The sequence below is a fragment of the Deltaproteobacteria bacterium genome (genome assembly GCA_019308905.1).
Classification (GTDB): domain Bacteria; phylum Desulfobacterota; class BSN033; order WVXP01; family WVXP01; genus JAFDHF01.
In genome coordinates this window covers 1-20995 of sequence record JAFDHF010000010.1, presented here as the reverse complement: position 1 = coordinate 20995, position 20995 = coordinate 1, and the positions used below count along the sequence as shown (strand labels likewise).

General features: G+C 57.0%; 18 protein-coding genes. 7 read left to right on the top strand and 11 right to left on the bottom strand.

Annotation, left to right across the window (positions count from 1 at the left end):
* Window positions 1–203: 203 nt before the first annotated feature.
* The 3 genes from JRJ26_05535 to JRJ26_05525 all read right to left on the bottom strand — a co-directional run bounded on the left by JRJ26_05535 (window position 204) and on the right by JRJ26_05525 (window position 5800).
* Entirely contained in the window at window positions 204–1721 is a 1518-nt protein-coding gene (locus tag JRJ26_05535; protein MBW2056941.1) for an Rne/Rng family ribonuclease, read from the bottom strand.
* The gene (locus tag JRJ26_05530; GenBank protein MBW2056940.1) at window positions 1711–4284 is read right to left on the bottom strand and encodes a TIGR03960 family B12-binding radical SAM protein; all 2574 of its coding nucleotides are present in this window, start codon (window positions 4282–4284) and stop codon (window positions 1711–1713) included. Before JRJ26_05530 ends, JRJ26_05535 begins: the two co-directional genes overlap by 11 nt.
* A 136-nt stretch (window positions 4285–4420) precedes the next feature.
* Window positions 4421–5800, bottom strand: coding sequence for a SpoIID/LytB domain-containing protein (locus JRJ26_05525; GenBank protein MBW2056939.1), 1380 nt, complete (start codon window positions 5798–5800; stop codon window positions 4421–4423).
* A 487-nt stretch (window positions 5801–6287) separates the two neighbouring features.
* Between JRJ26_05525 and JRJ26_05520 the strand changes: the two genes are divergently transcribed.
* Window positions 6288–6824, top strand: coding sequence for a hypothetical protein (locus tag JRJ26_05520; protein ID MBW2056938.1), 537 nt, complete (start codon window positions 6288–6290; stop codon window positions 6822–6824).
* A 51-nt stretch (window positions 6825–6875) separates the two neighbouring features.
* Here JRJ26_05520 and JRJ26_05515 read toward each other — a convergent pair whose 3' ends face one another.
* From JRJ26_05515 to JRJ26_05500, 4 genes are all read right to left on the bottom strand, one after another.
* A complete protein-coding gene (locus JRJ26_05515; protein ID MBW2056937.1) occupies window positions 6876–7625 on the bottom strand; it encodes a 3-oxoacyl-ACP reductase FabG in 750 nt (249 codons plus the stop codon).
* 23 nt (window positions 7626–7648) lie between these two features.
* Entirely contained in the window at window positions 7649–8506 is an 858-nt protein-coding gene (locus JRJ26_05510) for a carbohydrate ABC transporter permease (GenBank protein ID MBW2056936.1), read from the bottom strand.
* Entirely contained in the window at window positions 8503–9375 is an 873-nt protein-coding gene (locus tag JRJ26_05505; GenBank protein ID MBW2056935.1) for a sugar ABC transporter permease, read from the bottom strand. Before JRJ26_05505 ends, JRJ26_05510 begins: the two co-directional genes overlap by 4 nt.
* Window positions 9376–9456: 81 nt before the next feature.
* Window positions 9457–10749, bottom strand: coding sequence for a sugar ABC transporter substrate-binding protein (locus tag JRJ26_05500; protein MBW2056934.1), 1293 nt, complete (start codon window positions 10747–10749; stop codon window positions 9457–9459).
* 937 nt (window positions 10750–11686) lie between these two features.
* On the opposite strand from JRJ26_05500, the gene JRJ26_05495 reads away from it, so the two are divergent.
* The 5 genes from JRJ26_05495 (at window position 11687) to JRJ26_05475 (ending at window position 16716) form a co-directional block, all read left to right on the top strand.
* A complete protein-coding gene (locus JRJ26_05495; protein MBW2056933.1) occupies window positions 11687–12751 on the top strand; it encodes a TRAP transporter substrate-binding protein in 1065 nt (354 codons plus the stop codon).
* Window positions 12752–12900: 149 nt separating this feature from the next.
* Complete coding sequence (locus JRJ26_05490) at window positions 12901–13422, top strand: TRAP transporter small permease (GenBank protein ID MBW2056932.1); 522 nt, start codon at window positions 12901–12903, stop codon at window positions 13420–13422.
* Window positions 13419–14687 (top strand): TRAP transporter large permease, encoded by a 1269-nt coding sequence (locus JRJ26_05485; GenBank protein ID MBW2056931.1) that lies wholly within the window; start codon window positions 13419–13421, stop codon window positions 14685–14687. The genes JRJ26_05490 and JRJ26_05485 overlap by 4 nt, the downstream gene beginning before the upstream one ends.
* Before the next feature lie 84 nt (window positions 14688–14771).
* Window positions 14772–15785, top strand: coding sequence for a Gfo/Idh/MocA family oxidoreductase (locus JRJ26_05480; protein MBW2056930.1), 1014 nt, complete (start codon window positions 14772–14774; stop codon window positions 15783–15785).
* 352 nt (window positions 15786–16137) lie between these two features.
* Window positions 16138–16716: an HDIG domain-containing protein gene (locus tag JRJ26_05475; protein ID MBW2056929.1), complete on the top strand. Its 579-nt coding sequence runs from the start codon at window positions 16138–16140 to the stop codon at window positions 16714–16716.
* A gap of 37 nt (window positions 16717–16753) precedes the next feature.
* Here JRJ26_05475 and JRJ26_05470 read toward each other — a convergent pair whose 3' ends face one another.
* Together JRJ26_05470 and JRJ26_05465 are read right to left on the bottom strand one after the other, a co-directional pair.
* Complete coding sequence (locus tag JRJ26_05470; protein MBW2056928.1) at window positions 16754–17809, bottom strand: DUF4922 domain-containing protein; 1056 nt, start codon at window positions 17807–17809, stop codon at window positions 16754–16756.
* A gap of 3 nt (window positions 17810–17812) precedes the next feature.
* On the bottom strand, window positions 17813–19282 hold the full coding sequence (locus JRJ26_05465) for a glycosyltransferase family 2 protein (GenBank protein MBW2056927.1): 1470 nt from the start codon (window positions 19280–19282) through the stop codon (window positions 17813–17815).
* Window positions 19283–19418: 136 nt separating this feature from the next.
* Here JRJ26_05465 and JRJ26_05460 point away from each other — a divergent pair, with 136 nt between their 5' ends.
* Window positions 19419–20285: a YitT family protein gene (locus tag JRJ26_05460; protein ID MBW2056926.1), complete on the top strand. Its 867-nt coding sequence runs from the start codon at window positions 19419–19421 to the stop codon at window positions 20283–20285.
* A gap of 82 nt (window positions 20286–20367) precedes the next feature.
* Here JRJ26_05460 and JRJ26_05455 read toward each other — a convergent pair whose 3' ends face one another.
* Together JRJ26_05455 and JRJ26_05450 are read right to left on the bottom strand one after the other, a co-directional pair.
* Window positions 20368–20664 (bottom strand): hypothetical protein, encoded by a 297-nt coding sequence (locus JRJ26_05455; GenBank protein MBW2056925.1) that lies wholly within the window; start codon window positions 20662–20664, stop codon window positions 20368–20370.
* 41 nt (window positions 20665–20705) lie between these two features.
* Window positions 20706–20995, bottom strand: a 290-nt coding sequence (locus JRJ26_05450) for a hypothetical protein (protein MBW2056924.1), incomplete at its 5' end; no start/stop codon positions are given.

The following is a 20995-nucleotide window of genomic DNA, read 5'->3' as shown; positions in this document are numbered from 1 at the left end:
CCATTTTCCCATAAAAGTCAACGGCTAGGGAGGGGGAGTTCCCCCGTTTTGTGGGAGCCTCTCGTTCCCTCCCTCCTGAGCTCACGCGGTGACCCACTGGAGTTTCGCAGGCGGTGAATTCTTGCCCCTTCCCCACGAACACGACTCACGAACACGAATCACAAACACGATCTCTCCACCCCCTCACTCCCGATCGGTGCCCTTTACACCTCCAAGACCTCGAATTCCTCCTGGTGGAACCTGTCGATTCCTTGGACCACGATCCTCTTGCCGAGTTTTTTCTCGAGTCTCTCGATGCCGGCCCGTTCTTCGTCGGAAAGCATCTCGGCCACCTCGGGGCTTGCATTCACCACTATGGCCTTACCCCAAGCGTCCGACGAAACCCGTTCGATCTGGCGAAAGATGTCGTAGCAGACCGTGGCTTTCGACTTGACGTATCCGAGGCCGTCGCAGACCGAGCAAGGTTCGCCGAGCAGATGGGTAAGACTCTCCCTGGTCCTCTTCCGGGTCATTTCCACAAGACCCAGCTCGGAAATCTTCGAGATGTTGGATCTGGCCCGATCCTTTTTCAGAGCCAATTCGAGGGCGTTGTAGACCATGTCCCTGTTTGTCTCTTTTTCCATGTCGATGAAGTCGATGATGATGATTCCGCCGATATTCCTCAGCCGAAGCTGGTAGGCGATTTCCTTTGCAGCCTCCAGGTTGGTTTTTACTATGGTGTTCTCCAGATTCCTCTTGCCCACGAACTTTCCGGTGTTGACGTCGATGGCCGTAAGTGCCTCTGTGATTTCGATGACGATGTATCCTCCAGACTTGAGCCAGACCTTTCGCCTGAGAGCCCTGTCGAGTTCCGGTTCGATGCCGTAGACGTCGAAGATGGGCGTATGCTCGCGATAGAGTTCGACCTCGCACCTGGTGCGGGGCATGTAGGTCTCCATAAACTTGATTATCTTCCCGTACTCCTCTTCTGAATCGGTGACAATCCGCCTCACATCGGCCGTAACCAGGTCCCTGATGGCTCTCAAAACGAGACTGAAATCGCTGTGGATCAGGCTGGGAGCCGCCGCGGTCTCGTTCTTGCGCTGGATGGTCTCCCAGATCCTCACCAGCAGATCCATGTCGTTCTTGAGTTCCTCTTCCCGGGCCCCCTCACTCGCCGTCCTGACGATGACCCCAAATCCGGGGGGTCTGATTCCCAAAACAAGATCCCTCAGTCTTCGGCGCTCCTCTTGGTCAGCGATCCGCCTCGACACCCCCACGTGGTCGACCGTCGGCATGACGACGAGATACCGGCCGGGAAGACTGATATGGGCGGTCACACGGGTTCCTTTCGTCCCAAGGGGTTCCCGCGAGACCTGGACGAGGAGTTCCTGGCCTTCGCAAACCAGGTCTTCGATCTGGGGCGGGCCGTCGAAAAGGGAACCTCCTGCCTCGAATTCGAATCCGTCATGTTCCTCCCAGCCCCCCTCGAGCATCTGGTGGTACTCCTGGATGTTGCTGTACACGTCTGTCACGTATAGGAAAGCCGCTCTGTCCAGGCCGATATCCACGAAGGCGGCCTGCATTCCGGGCAACACCTTCACCACTCTGCCTCTGTAGGTATTGCCTATGATGCTCCGTTCCTTCTTTCTCTCTATTTGAATTTCCACCACGGTACCCTCCTCCAGGAGGGCCACCCGGTTTTCATGGGGTGAGGCGTTTATGATGAGTTCAGCCGTCATGGGGAGAGGTCTTTCCGACTTTCAGAATCCTCATCTGTCTTCTCTCTTCATCCGAGAGCCCTAAAATCGATGCGAGAGCCCTGTCGACCCTTACGTGTCCGCCCTCTGTGTCAAGGAGTATCAACTCCAAGAGGCAGGCTCCGGAACAGGCCGAATCAGACCACACCTGCAGGACCGGGTCGCCGATACGGGAGGGTTCCAGCCTCCTCATGATCTCGATATGGGGGCGGATATCCGGGCCGTCCTGGTCGACCGACCCGGTGAGAAACCAGTGGCTCTGTTCCATGAAACAGCGGATCCCCTGCTCGATGTTCCCGGGTGATTTGCCGGTGATGGCAACGAGATAGCGGGTCCCCTCGGGACTCTCATCCGGACAGGAACGGTTCCGGCCGGCAGGTTGAACTCCCCTTATGCGCAGCCCCTGGGGGAGGTGATCGTTCAAGGTGCTGGCAAACCTCTTCCCACTCACCGGGGACTCCAGCCTCCATTCCATCTCCTCGGAGAGGCTCTCAAAACCCAGGGGCAGAGCCCTCCTGAAACTGATTCTGGGAGCAGGATGGAAGCCCTGGGAGTAAGACAGGGGGATGCGGCCACGCCTGGCAGCCCGATGGAAGGCCCTGGCCATATCGAGGTGGCCCAGGAACCTGGCGGGTCCCAGCTTTTGGTACTCCACGCGGAATTTCACGGCTCCTGTCTTGCCGGGCCGGGACCGTTTCGGAGAGAGGGGAGGCTCTTGATCGGTCTTCCGCAAGACTACGCCGATCCGTTCACCATCGCATGATCCGCAGGCGGTACATCTCTGGTGGCATGGGGGGGTTGGGATCTCTTTCCTGGCCCGGTCCCTTTCCCTTTGCAGAAACTCCTCGGTTATCCCACACCTGATATGACTCCATGGAAGGATCTCGGAGAGATCCCTAGCACGGGTATAGAAGGTCATGTCCATGCCGTTCTTCTCGAAGGCCCTCCGCCACAGGTCCCAGCGGAAGGATTCGGTCCAGCCGTCGAATCGGCACCCCATCCTGAAGGCATCGTACAGTACCCGGGACAACCGCCTGTCGCCTCTGGAAAAAACCCCCTCCAGAAGGCTCATCCTCGCATCGTGCCACTTGAAGCGGATTCTTCCCCTGGAGAACGCCTTTCTCAGGATCTCTTGTCTCGCCTCGGTCTCCTTGAGACTGAGCTGGGGTTCCCATTGGAAAGGGGTGTGGGCCTTGGGCACGAAAGTGGATAGGCTCACGTTCAGACGTGGTGGCCTTCTGGACCCCTTACCCTGTTGGAGGACTCTCCTGGCCAGTGGAACGATCTCCCGCAGATCTTCCTCACTTTCCGTGGGGAGGCCCGTCATAAAGTAGAGCTTGATGAGGTTCCATCCGTTCCTGTAAAGAGAGTCGGCTGCCTGGAGCAGCCGCTCCTCGTCCATCTCCTTGTTGATCACCCGCCGGAGACGGGACGTTGCCGCCTCCGGCGCAAGGGTGAATCCCGTCTTTCGGACCCTCTTTACCAGGCTCAACATCTCCGGTTCGAGTGTCTCTACCCGGAGAGAAGGGAACGAGACGGCTATGTTTCTGCCCTGATAGCGGTTCACCAGCCTTTTCAGCAAGGTCCCCACGGAAGTGTAATCTCCACTGCTCAGGGAGAGCAGGGAGATCTCTTCATAGCCCGTGGAGGCCAATGCTTCCTCCACTATGGCTTCGACCCGCTCGGGCTTTCTCTCTCGATAAGGCCGATAGATGAATCCGGCATGACAGAACCTGCAACCCCTCTTGCACCCGCGGGCGATTTCGACGCTGAGCCGGTCGTGGATCGTCTTCAACCAGGGCACAACAGGAGCGCTTGGGTAGGGTGGCAGGTCCAGGTCCGGAAGAATCCTCCTTCTCACAAAGGGGCAACCTTCCATGAGGGGAACTATCTCCTCGATGGTGCCGTCCTTACGGTATGCGACCTCGAACAGGGAGGGGACGTATACGCCCTCTATCTTCGAGAGGTTTCGAAGGAGAAGGGCCTTCGGGAGTCTCCTTTCCCTCGCCTCTATGACGCAGTCGCAGATCTCCAGGACCGCCTCTTCCCCTTCGCCGATCAGGAAAGCATCGAAAAAATCCGCAACCGGTTCCGGGTTGGTTGTGCAAGGCCCGCCACCGATGACCAGAGGGTACCTCTCGTCCCTGTCACGAGCCCAGGCAGGGATCCCTGCAAGCTCGAGCATATTGAGAACATTGGTGTAGCTGAGTTCGTACTGGAGAGAGAAGCCGAGGACATGGAACTCTCGCACCGGGAGAAAAGACTCCAGAGACACAAGGGGGATCCCCCTGATCCTCATGTGGTGTTCCAGATCAGCCCAGGGTGCGAACACCCTCTCTGCGGCAATGTCCTGCCTTGCATTGAGAATGTGGTAGAGTATCCCCAGCCCCACGTGGCACATGGCCACCTCATAGAGATCGGGAAAGGCGAGGGCAAACCGGAGACGTACCGAATCGGCCTTCTTGGAGACGGCGTTTCTCTCCCCTCCCAGATATCGCGCAGGGGAGGATACTAGGGGGAGAATCTCACAGATCCGTTGTTTCACGGTTCATACCTGGGCCTGCCGGCCCGTGTTGGTCTGCCCTATCACCCTCTGGAAACTCAATGTCGACCCTGAGACGGGCCTCCTGTCCCGGCGTGCCAAGAGAATCTAGCACAGGGGTTGGCGATTTTCAACGGTCTTACCTGTCGTAGGCCCTATCCAGCCGGGTATTGGGGAAATAGTGGCGGAGGATCTCGCCATAGGTCTTGCCATGGATCGCCATGACCGCCGCACCTATCTGGCACAGCCCGACGCCGTGGCCCCACCCGGCCCCCAGAAGACGGAACCTCTTGGGGACTCCCCCCGGGGTCGCTTCTTTTTCGACGAAAAAGGCGGAGCTGTACAGGTGGGTCGGCGAGAGAACCCGGCGGATTTCGAGTTCCTTGCCCACATCCAGGGTGGATCTGGTCCCCACCACACGGAGACGGATGATCCGGCCTGATCCTCCTCTCTGGAGAGGAAGGAGATCGCGAATCTGTCCCAAGTCCCTGCCCGTCTTTTCACCGAGGATCAGGGAAAGCTCATCCTGGGAGTAGAGCCTTTCCCAGCGGAAGAAATCCCCCGTTTCCCTGTCCGAGGGAGGAAGCACCGTCTCGATGATCCCCCTGTCTGTGGTCCGGCAATATGCCTCGGGAGAGCCCGTGATCCACCTCCGGGCATTCTCCTCCACTGAGAGAGGGAATGAGAATCCCCGGGCGGGACTCTCATTATCCGGGAGGGACCTGAGATAGGGGATATCCAGGTCTTCCCAGACGCTGTTGAAGTCCTCCGTCATACCGCCGCAACACTTGGAATAGCGTGTGTCGCAGATCTCGCCTCCGTAGGTGAGTATCTGCCCCCGGGTCTCTCGGACGGCCTTTTCGAGGACCGAAGCGGTCTCACGGAGAATCCCACGGTAGCGCTGGCAGTGATCATCGGCGCAGACGTCGAATGTCTCGTGAATCTCCGCACCGGTCCAAGAGAAGATCTCCCCGTCGGGGGCCGGCCTCCGGGTTGGAGGGGGGGGATCGGCGGGCCGGTCCTTTCCCGTTATTCTTCTGATGGCCCAGCTTCTGGAGATGACCGCGTGGGCCTTCAGGAACTCCAAGGGCGCCGCTGCGCTCATCTCCGACCCGACGACACTACAGAGATAGGCTTCCAGGGGGAGAGTATTGATCACCTGGAGCCCTTCCGGGGGGAAAGGCCGGATACGAAGCTCTCCACGAAAGGAGAGATCCTGCGTGTACTCCCAGTGAAAGCCTTCCCCCACAGGTACCCTTGCCAGTCCGAAGCAGGACCGTTCCGGCACCTGTGGAGACAGAGCGATTGAAGGCTGTTGGAGTATCACCCTCCCGCTGTCGTCGATAACGGAGATGCCACCTTCTCCCAGACAGGCGGTGTACCGGCCCGAAGAGAGGGTGGCTTTCGGAAGAGACGTGAAGGTTCCTGTCAGCCGGAAATGGAAGATTTTCTTTGCAGTCGTTATCCCTACTGAGATATTGGGTTCCTTCGACCCATGCCTTCCCGGTGAATCAGACATAAGGAACTCCCCGGTTCCTTTCGAGCCTTTCCGTTTCTTATTTTAACCGATCCTGGCAGAAGGACAAGGAGACGGGCTTCCCACCCCCTTGGGCCGAGGACCTCGAAAAGTGCCGGAGATTCTCCCCGGTAATGTGGAGTTTCCCGAGTTTTCGACCGAGTACTCCTGCAACCAGTTGACTTTAGAGTCATTTTTTCCCTCTGAATGGCGGCACTCTTATCCCTTTGCTCCCAAAGTCACGGGAAGACACCTTCGGGGCTAGCGGGCGGGGAATTCCTGCCCCTTTCCCACGACCGCGAACCACGAACACGAACCACGAACACGAACCACGAACACGAATCACGAACACGAATCACGAATCACGAACACGAATCACGAACACGACCCAAAAGTCAGGAAACTCCACAGACGGATCCGTTGCTTTGTCGGTCCCTGGTGTTATAATGGGGAGGAAATCCAGGGCGGAGGTGAAGGAATCAGGACAATAGTGCTTGCAGCTGTTCTGGCATGGGTTTTCGTTGCCCCGGTCTTTGCCGGCGTGAGGGGAACTCAGTGGGGTATCTCAAAGGCAGAGGTCGAGAGGATTGAGGAGAAGAGGCCAAAGGAGCAAGCCGATGACAGGCTCGTCTATGAGGACGTCCTGGCCGGGTTGGAGACGGAGGTAACCTACCTGTTCAACCATCGGGGGGAGCTGTACTCCATCGAATATGATTTTCATATGGAACTGCCCTTCATGACCCATGCCATCAGACAGTTCGACAGGATAAGCAGGATTCTCCGTGGGAACTACGGCCCTCCCACCGGCGGCGGGGCTTATCCGGACAAGGAGAAGAGGATAGGCGCACTTGCCCTGGAAAGACCGATCGTGGAAAAGTGGACCAAAGACGGTGTGACCTCTATCGTCCATACGCTCAAGACACTTAAGGGGAGCGGGGGCTACAAGCACACCCTCGCATACGCTCACAAGGGACTGAAGGACGAGTACCAGAGGTTCTGCAAAGAGAAGCAGATGGAGAAGTTCTAGTCGGATCTGAAAGATGACGGAAAGGCAACCCCCTCTCCATTGCCTCTCTGCCTAGTCCATGAGAAACCCGCCGTTTACGTCGAGTATCTCCCCTGTAATAAAATCAGCCTTGTCCGATGCGAGAAACAGAACCGCCTCGGCCACGTCTTCCGGTTTTCCCAGTCGTCCCAGGGGGATCGCCTCGATGATCGATCTCCGTTTCTCCTCTGACCATTGGGCGCTCATCTCCGTCTCGATCGCATGAGGGGCAACGGCATTGACGTTGATCCCTTGGGGTGCCAGCTGCCTCGCCAGGGTCTTGGTGAGTGCATCGATTCCAGCCTTGGAAGGCCCATATCCGGGAGCGGAGGTGATGTCACCCGTCTTCCCAGCCACGGATGAGACGTTGACGATCTTGCCCCTTCCCTGACGTTTCATGAGGTCGACCACGGCCTTGCAGCACGTGAAGGTTCCCCTGAGGTTGACCCTTATCACCTCGTCCCAGTCCTCTTCCGTCACCGTCTCTATGGTGCCCCTTCGAATAGTACCGGCATTGTTGACGAGAATGTCGAGTCTCTGGAAGGTCTTCTCCACCCGGCTTACCATCGCTCTCACCTGGTCGGACCGGCTGACATCGGCCCTGAAGGCGAGGCTCCTCACTCCCATTGCAGAGATCTCTCTTGCCAGAGCCTCGATCTCCTCTTCCGGACAGATATCGTTGACAACCACATGGGCCCTCTCCCGGGCAAAACAGAGGGCGATTGCCTTGCCGATCCCTCTGCCAGCGCCCGTCACCAGGGCTACAGAGCCTTCGAATTTCATAGGATCCCCCCTTCGGTTATGGGTCACTCCTTGACGGCCCCTGCCGTGAGGCCTTGAACCAGAAGCCGCTGGAGAAATATGTAGAGAATGATCGCCGGCATTCCCCCGAGTAGGGAACCGGCCATCAGCATGGGCCATATGATCCTGAATTCTCCCACGGTTCGCGCAATGCCCAGAGTTACGGTAGTCATGGGTTCACTGCTGGTAAGGCAGAGGGCCCAGAGCAGGTCTCCCCATGCGAGGAGAAAGGCGAACAGAACGGTCGCAACCATTCCCGGGGCGACCACTGGCAGGACGATCTTGAAGAAGACTCCTAATCTGGAGCAGCCATCCACCATCGCAACCTGGTCGAGCTCGACAGGAACCTTGTCGATGAAACCCTTCATCATCCAGGTGGAAAAGGGGAGGCAGATGGTCAGAAAAGCGATGATCAGGCCGGTTCGGGTGTCGTAGAGGCCGACTCTTGTGAGTATCTTGAAGTACGGACCTACCAGCAGTACTCCGGGCAGCATTTGGGTTGCCAGGAAGAAGCCGATGAGAAACCGCCGGCCGTGGAAGACGAATCTCGAGAACCCATAGCCTGCCAGAGCGCCGAAGAAAGTTGAAAGCATCGCCGTTGCCAGGGAGATGACGGTGCTGTTGAAAAAATAGATCCCGAAGTGTTTTCTCACCCAGATCCCGATGAAGCTGTCGAGGGTAGGCTTGAGGGGTATCCATGTAGGAGGCATCCGAAAGGCCTCGGCCTCTGTCTTGAGCGATGTCGAAAGCATCCACGCGAAGGGAAACAGACAGTAGAGGCAAACCACTGTCAGAAAGATCCAGATGAGGATCTTCGAGGCAAGGTCTCGCGGAGCATAGGGGCTGACTTCCACTGGCGTCATTCCTCTTGGCTTATCATGAGAATGTAGGGAAGACTCACCATCAGGAGAACGGCGGTCATAACCACGGAGATGGCCGAAGCATACTCGAATCGGAAAAACTGGAAGTACTGCTTATAGGTATAGGTGGAGAGGACCTCGGTAAGGACACCCGGCCCTCCCTGGGTCATGGCCTGAATCAGGCCGAAACGCCGCACCTCCCAGACAATGTCCAGGGCCAGAGCCACGATGATCATCTTCTTCAGTCCGGGAATCGTGACATGGCGGAAGAGCTGCCACCTGGTAGCGCCGTCGATGGCGGCCGCCTCGTAAAGGTACCTGGGGATCGCCTGAAGACCGGCCAGAAGGATCAACATCACAAAGGGGAAACCCCGCCAGAGATTGACAAGGATCACACTCAAAAGGGCGAGCTTCGGGTTTGATAGCCATTCCACAGGCGAGTCGATCAACCCCGTTCTGAGCAGGAGATCGTTAAGGGCGCCGTATATCGGGTCGTACATCCATTTCCAAATGATTCCAGCGACTACATCGGGGACCACCCATGGCAGCAAGGCGATCACACGGAAGAGGGGTTTTGCCGGGATGGCACTGTTGAGCACCATGGCGACGGCCAGCCCGAGGAGCATATGGCTGGCAACGCTGAGGGTCACAAAGACGCCTGTGTTCCAAAAGGTTCGTGCAAAAAACGGGTCCTTAAGGAGATTTCTGTAATTGGAAACGGTGTATGCGGTGCTGCCGGCCTCTTCGGGCCTGAGGCTGTACAGAAGGCTTTTCACTGCTGGAAAGCCGAGTACCAGCACCAGGAGCAGAACCCCCGGACCCACGAAGAGGATCCACATGTGGCGGTCCCTTATGCGGAGTCTGATGTTCAACGGCCCGTCCTGTTCTTGGAAAGGGGAGCAGAGCGCTCCCCTTTCCCGTTGTCCGCCCCGATTCGCCCCTGCGGGCTTTTCTCACCTGGCAAGGATGGCATTGATCCTCTCGTGAGCTTCATCCAAGGCCTTATCAGGGGTCTTCATCCCCACAATGGCCTCCTGGAGGGAGGTCGTGAAGGTGTCCATGATTTCGGGCCATTCTTTGATCTGGGGTTCCACCTTTCCATAGGGGAGCTGAGAGGCGATGACACTGGCAAACTTGTCATTCAGAATCTCTGGAGCCACGCCGCTCACATCCTTCCGGGAAGAGGTGACCCGGTTGTCCACAAACCACTTGAGCTCCATTTCCCTGCTCGTGATGAATTTCATCAGCTCCCAGGCCTCGTCGGGATGCTTTGTATTGGGGCTCATGACCCACGAACTCAGCCATATGGCAGTGGCTTTCTTTCTCTTGATCGGTGCTGGGGCGCACTTCAGGACCTCGAAAGCCCTCAGATTCGGGTTTATCTTGTTTACGATGGGAGGTGTCCACCCGGAGCCCAGGATCATGGCCACCTTCTTCTGGGCAAGCTGGGTTCGAACCTGCTGGGGATTCATGGCCGTCAATCCGGGCGGGACGACCTTGTGTTTCGTATAGAGCTCCACAAAGAACTTGAAGGCCTCCCTGGCTTCGGGCCTGTCCAGAGCGGATCGCTTCATGTCAGGGGTGAGGTAATCCCCGCCGAAACTCCAGATAAAGGGGCCGAATCGGAGGGAGAAGCCCGGGCTCTTGGCACCTACCGTACCGAATCCCCATTGGTCGACCTTTCCGTCTCCATCGGTATCACGGGTGAGGCGCTTGGCGTACTCGAGAAACTCGTCCCACGTCTCGGGAGGCTTGCTCGGGTCCAACCCGGCGGCCTTGAAGATCTCGGTGTTGTAAAACAGGACCATGGTCATGTAGTCTCCGGGCATGGCATGCACCTTGCCCTTGTATTTCATCAGCCTTATCGGCAAGGGATACCAGGCATCCAGGAACCCGGGACCCTCCCTGTCGATGAAGGGGGTAAGATCCTTTGCGTAGCCCTTGCTGAAGAACATGGGCAGAGAGAAGGCGTGGACGTGAAAAACATCGGGAGCTCGACCTGCGGCCGACTCCACGGTGTATTTCGTCTCCTTCTCTTTGTAAGAGACCGGTTCAAGGACCACCCTGATATTGGGATGCTCTTTGTGGAAGATGTCCATGGCCTCCCTCAGTGACTTGTTCCAGACGTCTTCTGTGAGGTGCCAGTCTGAAAATCTCAAGGTGACTTCGGCCTGGGTCTTCACATGGAGGCCTGATGCGAGGAGCAGCAAAACCACGGCGGTTCCGATTGCCAGAAATCTTCTCATTTCTCTTTCCCTCCTTTCCTATCCATTGCGTTTCAGGACAAAATCCCACCTTCGGGGTCCTCCCTTCCGGGTTCACCTCCTTTCTCGACGGGCTTCCCTTTGAGGGCACAGTATTTCTGGAAAGCCTGCCTTTTCTGTCCTAGGCAAGAATTCCGAAGCAACCGAAGATTCGGAGGACTGCATGATCGTGGGCCTGGATACTTCCGGCCTCTGGGTGAGATCGCCAACGCCGTATGTCTGCTTTCCGCGGCCCCGGATGTTTTGGATTCTGCGCCCCCCCCTGTAATGAATTGGATATTGCTTGTTTTTTTCGGATCTTGAGTCAACCGTTGGTTCTCCATGATGGAATGGTCGCCTTCCAATCTAGGCTTAGTCGGTTTTTTTGTCAACCCCAAGGCCGGCCCGAGTTTCCTGACTTTTGGAAAACGCCCCTGTCCCCGGGCGACATTAAGGAAGCGGTGGGGTACCCATCAAGGGTGAGCGGGGAGGGGAAAGGTCGTGTTCGTGTTCGTGATTCGTGTTTGTGATTCGTGGTCGTGGTTCGTGTTCGTGATTCGTGGTCGTGTTCGTGATTCGTGTTCCCGGGGAAGGGGCAGGAACTGTCCGCCCGCGAACCTTGACAGGGTCGCCCCGTGAGCTCAGGAGCGAGGGGACAAGGTGTTCTCCTGCCAAAACAAAAAAATCGTGAACTCGTATACTTGCAAGAATCCTCGGCCGAAAACTCAGGAAGCTCCACAGAATGAGATCTCTTGACAGGCCGGACCCGCGGGAATAGAATGGGGTATCTTTTCGCATTGTGGAACGAATGGGGACATTGAGGATCGATCGAGGCGGAAGGGTGGTTTGCTGCCGTGGGGAGGGGAGGTGATGAGATAGGAGGAAAATGAGCATCTGGTAAGGCAAAAAGGACGATGAGGAATGAGAAAGGAGGAAAGCCATGAAAGCCATTAAGATTATCAAAGGGAAAAGGCTTTGGATTTTCTTCATCCTCGGTATCTTTCTGCTGTGGGCCCATTCTGCGGGGGCGGCAACGGTTTTGAAATACGGCCACGCAAATGTACCGATCTATTTCTACCATACCGCTGGAGTGGCTTTCGGCCAGTGTCTCGACAAATCGACGGGTGGCGCCTTGAAGGTCAAGATCTACCCCCAGGGCCAACTGGGCGGGGAGAGAGACATCACCGAAGGCCTGCAACTCGGCAGTGTCGATTTCCAGGCCACATCTATCGGAGTGACCGGGACTTTTATCCCGGCCCTGCGGATCTTGAATCTCCCCTTCCTTTTCAAGGGGCCCAACCACTGGATGGCGGTCATGAACGGTAGCGTGGGACAGCTGATTTTGGGAAAGGCTCGGGAACAGGGAGAGAAGGTGGGGCTCAAGGTACTGGCCATCGCAGCCCCCGACTTCCGGCTTCCCATGAACAACAAGCGCCCCATCAAATCGATCGAGGATTTCAAGGGGTTGAAAATCAGGACCATGCAGGTTCCCCTTCACATGAAGGCATATAGCGCCATAGGGGCCAGCCCGGTACCCCTTCCCTTTGGCGAGCTCTATACGGCTCTTCAAACGGGTGTGGTCGATGGGAATGAGAACGGTCCCCTGACTCTCTATGGCAAGAAGTTCTACGAGGTTCAGAAATACATGACCCTCCTCCCCGTCGTTTCCAATGGTGGAATCTTTCTGATGAGCAAGGCAACATGGGATAAGCTCTCCAGAGAGCACCAGCTTGCCGTTACCAAGTGTATCCCGATTTGGCGGAAGAAGATGGATCAGGACGCCCTTGAAAAGGGAGGATGGGCTATCGAAAAGATGAAAGAGCATGGTCTGCAGGTCAGTACCGTGGCAGATCTTACCCCTTTTATAGAGGCTACAAAACCGGTCTATGAGTGGCTGTACAACGACCTCCCGAAAGATACGGCCGAGTGGACGAGGGAGATGGTTGTAAAGATCCGTGAAGTGGGGGCAGGGATCGAAAGGGAGGAATGGTACGTGACCAGGTGAGAGACTGGGTCCTTGGATGCAGGCGGTTCGCTGCAGGCAGGTTTCACAGGTAGTTCAGAGCCTGCCTGCAGTCGTTTCTCTCCGCTTTCAGCTTTCTCCGGTTGTTTTTTTGGTTCCTTGCCGGATCCAGGGGAAGAGGAGATCTGCAGATGCTGATCTTGAGGATCGCGAGTAGGTTCAGCGACGTACTTGAGAGGGTCATCAAGGTCTCCATTATTCTAAGCATGGGGGGAATAGTCTTCTTCGTGAACCTAGCCGTGTTCTTCCGATACGTTCTGTCTGATCCTCTTACATGGACCAATGAGATCTCCGGATATCTTCTTGTCTTCTCAGTACTCTTTGGGGCTTCCATCGCATTGAGGCATAATCAGTTCGTAAAGGTTGAGGCCCTCTCCAACGCGTTGCCCCCCCGGATACGGATGTTTGTGACGGTAGGGTCACAGGTACTGATCGGCCTTTTCCTGCTCGTCTGTATCGATTCCCCCTCCCTGCTGATCCAGAAGGCGGTCATAACAAAGACCGTGAGTCCGGCCTTGGGCATACCTATGGCTCAGCTCTATCGGCTCCTGCGGGTGGGCTTTGTCTGCATGCTCTTTTTCGTGGTCATAAACACCTTCGATCTTCTCCTCCAAGGCGCTGCAGCCTCGAATCTTCAGAGGAAGGACGGATGATCGCCGCTGTTTTCACCCTTCTTTTGGCCATCGGCATCCCCATCGCCTTTGTCCTGGGGATAAGCAGCGTTCTCTACCTCTGGAGGACACAGATGCCTTTTGTCTTGGTCTCCCAGAGGGTCTTTGTCGGTCTCGACAATTTTCTGCTCCTGGCCGTTCCCCTTTTTATTCTTGCCGGCAAGCTAATGAACGCCTCCGGAATAACCAGACGGCTCGTCGACTTCTTCTATATCCTGATCGGGCACATCCGGGGAGGGCTGGCCTATGTGAATATCATTGCCAGCATCTTTTTTGCCGGCATTACCGGAGCGGGAGCTGCGGACACGGCGGCTATCGGATCTATCATGATCCCGGCCATGAAGAAGGAGGGTTACTCGGCGGAGTACAGCGGGGCGGTGACGGCCATTTCCTCCACCATCGGACCTACGATTCCTCCCAGTATTGCCATGGTGGTCTACGGAGCTATGGCGGAGACTTCCGTTGCGAGGCTGTTTCTGGCCGGTTTCATCCCGGGACTTCTGCTGGGACTTGCCCAACTGGGTGTGGCTGCTTACTTTGCACGGCGTCAGAGATTTCCCGTACGGGAGAAGATCCTCTCGATTCGCACGGTGACCGAGGGGTTCTTCAACACGATTTTGGCCATCCTCATGCCGGTCATCCTGCTCGGAGGGATTCTCAGCGGTGTTTTCACTCCTACCGAGGCGGCGGGAGTCGCGGTCTTCTATGCCCTGATCGTGGGGTTTTTCATTTACCGGGAGCTTAAGATCCCACACCTCCTGCACGTCCTCTATGAGACGAGCGTGTTGACCGGGAGCATTCTCATAATTTTGGCCATGGCTCACCTCTTCGGGTGGATATTGGCGGCCGAGACGGTTCCTGAGATCGTCGCGAAGGCAATGACCTCGATAACCGGCAATCCCATCCTGATCCTGTTGCTCATCAACGTCCTTCTCCTGTTTGTAGGTACGATTATGGAGACTCTTGCAGCCATCATCCTCCTGACCCCGATCCTGCTGCCCCTGGCTCAGACGATCGGCATCGATCCGGTCCATTTCGGAATCATTCTGGTGGTCAACCTCAATATCGGACTCGCCACCCCGCCTCTCGGTGTCTGTCTGATTGTGGCTTCCCCCATCGCCGAGGTTCCCCTGGAGAGGATTGCCCTGGCAACGGTTCCTTTCCTGATTGCATCGATCGGGGTATTGTTTGTCATAACCTACATTCCTCAATTGGTGATGTTCGTGCCCGAGCTGTTCATGCATTGAGGTTTCCCACTCTTGGTCGTGATTCCAGGGATGAATCCAACGGCTTGCAAGATACAGTCTGAAACACGGTGTTGAGGAGGTACCATGCCAGAAAGAAGATTGAGAATCGGCATCATCGGGTTCGGAAGGATCGCCTTGGCCCACGCCAATGCTGCCATGGATCTAAAGGATCTGGTGGAGCTCGTGGCCATCTCTACCCGCCGGGACGATCGGGCCAGAGAGGGCACCGAGAGGTTCGGCGTAAAGCGGGTCTATTCAGATTACCGCAGGCTTCTCGAAGACCAGGAGATCGAGGCGGTCCTTGTCTGCCTGCCGAATCATATGCATCATCCCGTCTGTCTGGAGGCGGCCCGGGCGGGGAAGCATATCCTCGTGGAGAAGCCCATGGCGTTGAATTTCAGGGAAGCGGATGAGATGGTGGAGGAGGCAAGGACAAACGGGGTGACCCTGATGGTAGGCCAGAGCAGGCGTTTCTCGGACGCCATGGCTGAGATACGGGCTAGGATGGACGAGATCGGCCACCCCTTCCGGATAGACATCAATTTTCTCGTAAGCTTCCCCCAACCCCCGACGGACTGGTGGAGGAGTTCCCAGGAGGCGGGTGGGCTCGTCATCCTTCTGCAGGGAAGCCACTCCGTCGACACCATTCTGTGGCTTCTCGACAAGACCCCCTCGACCGTTTTTGCTCTTTCCCGCTCTCGAAACCCTCTTTGGGAAGGAGAGGATGAGGCCGATATGATCCTTGGGTTTGACTCCGGCGAAATGGCCTCTGTCCACCTCTCCTTGAACACAACCCCCTATCTCCACGAGACCATCATCGTGGGACCCCGAGGCACGATGAGGCTCTTCGAGTTTCCCGCCGGAGGGGTTTTCGGGTTTTCATACCGTCTGGAGATAAACGGCGAGACGGTCATGTCCGGGCAACAGGCTCCTTCCCTGTATACGGTCCAACTGAAAGAGTTCTCGGAGGCCATTCGGGACAAGAGGTCCCCTGTGGCTTCGGGCGACGAGGTGAGAAGGACCATGTTTGTGCTCGACGGAATTCGCAGATCAGACAGGGAAGGGATAGTCATCCGGTTGAATCCTCCGCAGACATGAAGAGACATGGCTTCCCGCGTTCAGGGGTCTGCAGAGGCCGGAATCGGCCTTTTGGCTTTGGATGTCGGTGGGGAGATGTCCTCCCCCGATTTTTACCCGAGGGTTTGACATCTACCGTGCTCCGGCCTTTACTTCCCGTGAGCGATGGGTTATATGAAGAGGGGAAAAGGGGAAAACCGGGCCATCGCCGGCAGGAGGCCTCTCCTCCGGTATTGGTGAGATGGCTGCCGCAGGGTATAGCCCTCTGTCCCCTTGGTCGGCATTTCTTCCGGCCGGGGGGACATCGGCTGGCCTGTCCGGAGAGGGGTGTTTCCCCATGGCGGCTGAGTCGTCCTGATGAGGAGGTTTGACGATGGCTGAGAATAGACCGACTCGAGAAGAGGCGTGGGCGCTTCTGACCGAATTCAACCAGAGTGAGAGCCTGATCAAGCATGCCCTCTGCGTGGAGGGGGTGATGCGCTATATCGCGCGGAAGAGAGGGGAAGACGAGGACAAATGGGGAGTCATCGGTCTGGTTCACGATCTCGACTACGAGCGGTTTCCGGAGCAGCACTGCCGCAAGACCCGTGAGATTCTAACCGAGAGGGGATGGCCTGAAGAGTACATCCGAGCCGTCGTATCTCACGGGTGGGGCATCTGCTCGGACGTGGAGCCTAAGAGCGACATGGAGAAGGTCCTTTACGCTGTCGACGAGTTGACAGGGCTTGTCACTGCCGTGGCACTGGTGCGGCCTTCCAAGAGTGTCCTCGATCTGACCCCGAAATCGGTGAGGAAGAAGTGGAAGGACAAGGCGTTTGCAGCGGGTGTGGACCGCTCGATTGTCGAAAAGGGAGCTGCCATGCTCGGTGTGGACCTTTCGGAGCTCTTTGAGGATGTCATCATGGGAATGCGGGAGGTTGCCGACTCCATCGGCCTCAGGGGGACCATCTGAGAGGCTGGATCCTTCTCCCTCCTGTGGTTCTCCTGGGTCACAAGTCCCGGTTTTGAGAGAGATACCCCTTTCTCCTTTTTTTCCCCCCGATCTCATCTATGAGCCCTGAGAACCGGCTCTCCGACAGGGTTACTTCCCGGTATATGCCTTTCAGAATCGAGGCGTCGGCCCGGAGGTAATCCTTCCGGCGTGGTATCACGAAGACGCCCGCCATATCGATGGCCCCGGGACTGATGAGGAGCCGGTCCTGCCCCCGGGCATAGTAGGCCTCCGGGCGGTGTTTCTCTCTCGGAAAGAGGGTCATCTGCCATCGACCCTCTCTGTAGGCCATGACGAGATTGATCATGGGCTCGCCTGTTGCTCCTCCCAACTCGGCCAGATCATCGAGGATCTCGCGAAACCAGGAAGAAAGCAGAAGAGGATCTCTCGTCTCAAAGGTCAGCAATGGCCGGTAGAAGCCCTGGGGGGCGGAGATGAGTATTCCCCTTTCGTCTATCAGGGCCCTCCGGGATCTTGGGGCCGGGGAGGTCCAGAGCTGTTCCTCCAGGGGGAGGTTGTTCGCTGGAAAGGCCTGGAGGTGGAAATGATCGGGTATGGAGGCACCGCAGCTGGGGCCGTTGTATATGACGGCGAAATCGGGTGAGCAATCACGGGCCAGGCTCAGGGCCGTATGGAAGTGGTCTTGGATCTGTTGAGGAAGATGGCGGCGGTGGATGATGACCAGATGAAACTCGAAGATGGGTGCAATATTGCAGAGGATCAGATAGTTCCGGCCGTACCGGAGAGCTTTCTGTTCGGGATAGAGGTTCTCGTTACAGAGAAAGCAGGGCCGCATGCGGATGGAGGCAGGGTCCATGCTGGCCGAGACGTTGGCCAGGCGGTGAGGCGTATGTTGGCAGAGAACCGTACACCCTCCCAGCTCAATCCTCCGGGTCTCTGCTCTTTTCAGCGCACCGTGGGCCCGGCGCAGTTGGGGCCAAGTCCGCCTCTGCTGTTCGTAAAGAGCCCTCATCCGAGAGGAGAGGGTACGATCGCCGTCGCGGGGGAGATAGGGGACGAGGTCTTCATCCGGGATGATTCTCCCCTGCTCCACGGGTCAGACCCCTCCACGGTTCATCTGTTGGCGGGCTAAGATTTCCAGAGTTCTCAGGCGGTCCTTGTAGAGGTTGTGCCGGTTCGCCGTTTCCCTGGAAAGGCCGGCATCGGAGTTGCCCTCCCACCTGCGGCAGACATAGACCGGCTCGAAGATCCTCCCGATCTGGTAGTACCTGGAAAGGCGGAGTCCCATTGCATAGTCCTCTCCATAGCTGACATTCGGAAACGGGTGGCGCCTCACCAGGGGAGCAAAGAAGGCCCTGGGAGCGCCGAGGCCGTTGACGCGGAGCAGGTTGTTCCTGCCATTCTCCCGGGTCCATTCCCGGTGATCCACAACACCGGGGGGGATCTCCCTCTGGAGGAGGTCTGCTGTTCTGTATGCACCGACGACCATGGCGTAATCGCCCTCTCCGAAAAAGTCCACCATTGTTTGAAGGGCCTTCGGGCCTGCGTAGAGATCGTCCGAATCGAGCTGGACAGCGTAGGTGCCGCACCAGGGAGACCGGATCGCCTCGTTCCAGCACCCGCCGATTTGGAGATCCTTTCTGGGTGGGACGAGGCGAACAAGCCGGTCATCCGTTCCGGCCAGGCCATCGAGGATTTCCGGAGTCCTATCAGTAGAGTGGTTGTCAACGACGATGACATTGAAATCGAAATCCGTCTCCTGGGCCAGAGCGCTCCTCACGGCGTCACCGATCGTTTTCTCCCGGTCTTTTACCGGGATGATGACGCTCGCCGTCTTCGGAAGACCGGAAGGCCGGATCTTTTCGAAACGAGGTCCAAGGAAGGCGCCTATCCGCTTCAGATGAGCCGTCAGGACCCTCTCCATTTCGAGTTGGGCCCGCTGGTTTTCAGGGCGGAGATAGTGGAAGAGCCTCTCTTCCGCCCCTTGATCCTCAGAGTCTAGTGTGGAGCAGAGCGGCTCGGGTATACGGACGATCCGTGAATCGGTTGAGATCTTCAACCTCAAATCGTAGAAGGCCGACCACCTGCCCTCATCCAGGGGGCCGTGGCGACGGAGCGCGCTGTCGATCGATCGCCTCGATAGAAAGACCAAGGGCCCGAAGTCGAAATCGTCCCGCACCGATCCGAGCTGGTAGTCGATGACCGGACACTCGACGGTCCCCCCGCCCTTTTCGGATGCCACGTGGAAGTCCGCGTAGAGAAGGCCGGCTCCCGTATCGAGGGCCACTTCGAGGAATCTGTCGAGAGCGCCGGGGGCAAGAGAGATCCTCTGACTGGAAAGAAGAAAGATGACAAGATCGCCCTGGCACCGTGCGATGGCTGCCGTGAGACCCGGTCCGGCGGTCAGGTTGCGGAAACCAAGGGATTGAACCTTCGGGGGGGGGAGACCGCCTCTGCCAGTGTGTGGAACGATCACCGATCCGATGAGGTTCGAGTTCCACTGCCTGACATTCCAATCGAAGCCGGGTGCCGAAGAGTCTGGCACGATTACGTCGATTCGTGGCACTGCCTCCTCCGCGTCTATCTGTTGAAGGTCCCACTGGAATAAGCTCTCCCATGAGTATAAGATAGGGTGACGGCAAGGTCAAACCGGAGATTCGAGATTCCGGAGAGATCCTTTTCCATGCTGAAAGGAACGAGCCATGCTGAGAAGAATCGACGCCAAGAAGGTCAAGTCCGTTCTATGGAACTGCGGCATTATTACCCTGGGGAGTTTCATCTGTGCTGTGGCGGTCAACGGTATCCTCGTGCCGAAGCACTTCCTGAGCGGTGGTTTTACAGGTCTTTCCCTTATCATCTACTACTTCGTTGAGAGAATCGACTTGGGGTGGCTCTACCTGATCCTTAACGTTCCCCTTTTCGTGCTCGGCTGGGTCAGGGTCAGCCGGCAGTTTTTCTTTTACAGTCTCTTCGGGATGGGTGTCTTCTCCTTTGCCCTTCTGGTCACTAAGGTGACCATAACGGTTCATGACCAATTGCTGGCCGCCATCCTGGCGGGGATTATCGGGGGAACGGGTTCTGGGATTATTTTTCGCTCCTACGGGTCGGCAGGAGGCCTGGACATAGTCGCCATCTTTTTTCAACAGAAGTATTCTGTGCGTTTGGGCCAGACGATTCTGGCGTTCAACGTGATGGTCCTGCTGGGCTGCGCCTTCCTCTTCGGGATCGACCTGGCCCTTTACACTCTGGTCTATCTCTTTGTGAGCACCTACATAATCGAGCTCGTTCTGGTGGGTTTGAATCAGAGAAAGACGGTCTTTGTGATTTCGGAACGTTCCACCGAGATCACCCGTGGGATTCTGGAACAGATGAACCGCGGGGTGACCCTGTTCAAAGGTGAAGGCGGCTATACCCGAGTGCCTCGGGACATAGTCTATACGGCGATCACCATGAAGGAGCTGACGAGACTCAAGGACCTCGTCTTTTCAATCGACCCCGACGCCTTCGTGGTCGTCAACGATACCAAGGAGGTATTGGGAAGAGGGCATGAGATGAGAAAGATCTATTAGCCCCCCCGACCGAGGCAGACCCCGGCCGGAGCAGGGCAGGATTACCGGCCGGGGCCTTATGAGACTTCTCCTCGCGGGAGAGCTATTTCTTACCCATCAGGACTATCTGCTTTGCCACCATACCCGAGTCGCCGTCCGGCTCTGCCTGGACCGAGACCCATTGACCGGGTCTCAGCTCCCGGAGGCTGAGGGATCTCCCCTTTTCGTCCATGATCTGTGTGGACGAATCGACGGTGATGCTCCTCTCATTGACGACGATGATCCCTGAGGCCCGGGCCATCTCCATGATGGGGCCCTGGGTGGTGAAAAAGGGTTCTGCCGCCCATGCCAGTGAGATTTGAATGAGGAGAATGAAAATCACCAGGGACCATTTCTTCATGGATTCTCTCCTTTCGTAACAGGACGTTCCATACGATGTTTCTAAAACAACTGCCGCCAGTACATTCGAGTGATGGCTGCCCGGTTGATCACGTCGGAGGTGAATATGCCGCCACCCACGCCGATGTAGCTCGTCCCCATGCCCCTGATGATGGCGATGACCACGCCTGAGGGGATGGCTGAGCCGATGATTTTGGATCGGTCGTTTTTGTCCAGGATGTCGTTTGTTGTATCGAAGTTGAGTACGGCTGCGGCGGTCTTGTAGTTGAGGGCATAGAGTCTGGCTGTTCCCTCTCCCACGTAGCATGGGTCTACGGCACTGCCTGCCGTGG

Excerpts from the sequence above, each read along its gene's own strand:
- JRJ26_05535 (MBW2056941.1), bottom strand. The coding sequence starts at position 1,721 with ATGACGGCTGAACTCATCATAAACGCCTCACCCCATGAAAACCGGGTG.
- JRJ26_05525 (MBW2056939.1), bottom strand. The coding sequence starts at position 5,800 with ATGTCTGATTCACCGGGAAGGCATGGGTCGAAGGAACCCAATATCTCA.
- JRJ26_05515 (MBW2056937.1), bottom strand. The coding sequence starts at position 7,625 with ATGAAATTCGAAGGCTCTGTAGCCCTGGTGACGGGCGCTGGCAGAGGG.
- JRJ26_05510 (MBW2056936.1), bottom strand. The coding sequence starts at position 8,506 with ATGACGCCAGTGGAAGTCAGCCCCTATGCTCCGCGAGACCTTGCCTCG.
- JRJ26_05500 (MBW2056934.1), bottom strand. The coding sequence starts at position 10,749 with ATGAGAAGATTTCTGGCAATCGGAACCGCCGTGGTTTTGCTGCTCCTC.
- JRJ26_05495 (MBW2056933.1), top strand. The coding sequence starts at position 11,687 with ATGAAAGCCATTAAGATTATCAAAGGGAAAAGGCTTTGGATTTTCTTC.
- JRJ26_05490 (MBW2056932.1), top strand. The coding sequence starts at position 12,901 with ATGCTGATCTTGAGGATCGCGAGTAGGTTCAGCGACGTACTTGAGAGG.
- JRJ26_05485 (MBW2056931.1), top strand. The coding sequence starts at position 13,419 with ATGATCGCCGCTGTTTTCACCCTTCTTTTGGCCATCGGCATCCCCATC.
- JRJ26_05480 (MBW2056930.1), top strand. The coding sequence starts at position 14,772 with ATGCCAGAAAGAAGATTGAGAATCGGCATCATCGGGTTCGGAAGGATC.
- JRJ26_05475 (MBW2056929.1), top strand. The coding sequence starts at position 16,138 with ATGGCTGAGAATAGACCGACTCGAGAAGAGGCGTGGGCGCTTCTGACC.
- JRJ26_05460 (MBW2056926.1), top strand. The coding sequence starts at position 19,419 with ATGCTGAGAAGAATCGACGCCAAGAAGGTCAAGTCCGTTCTATGGAAC.
- JRJ26_05455 (MBW2056925.1), bottom strand. The coding sequence starts at position 20,664 with ATGAAGAAATGGTCCCTGGTGATTTTCATTCTCCTCATTCAAATCTCA.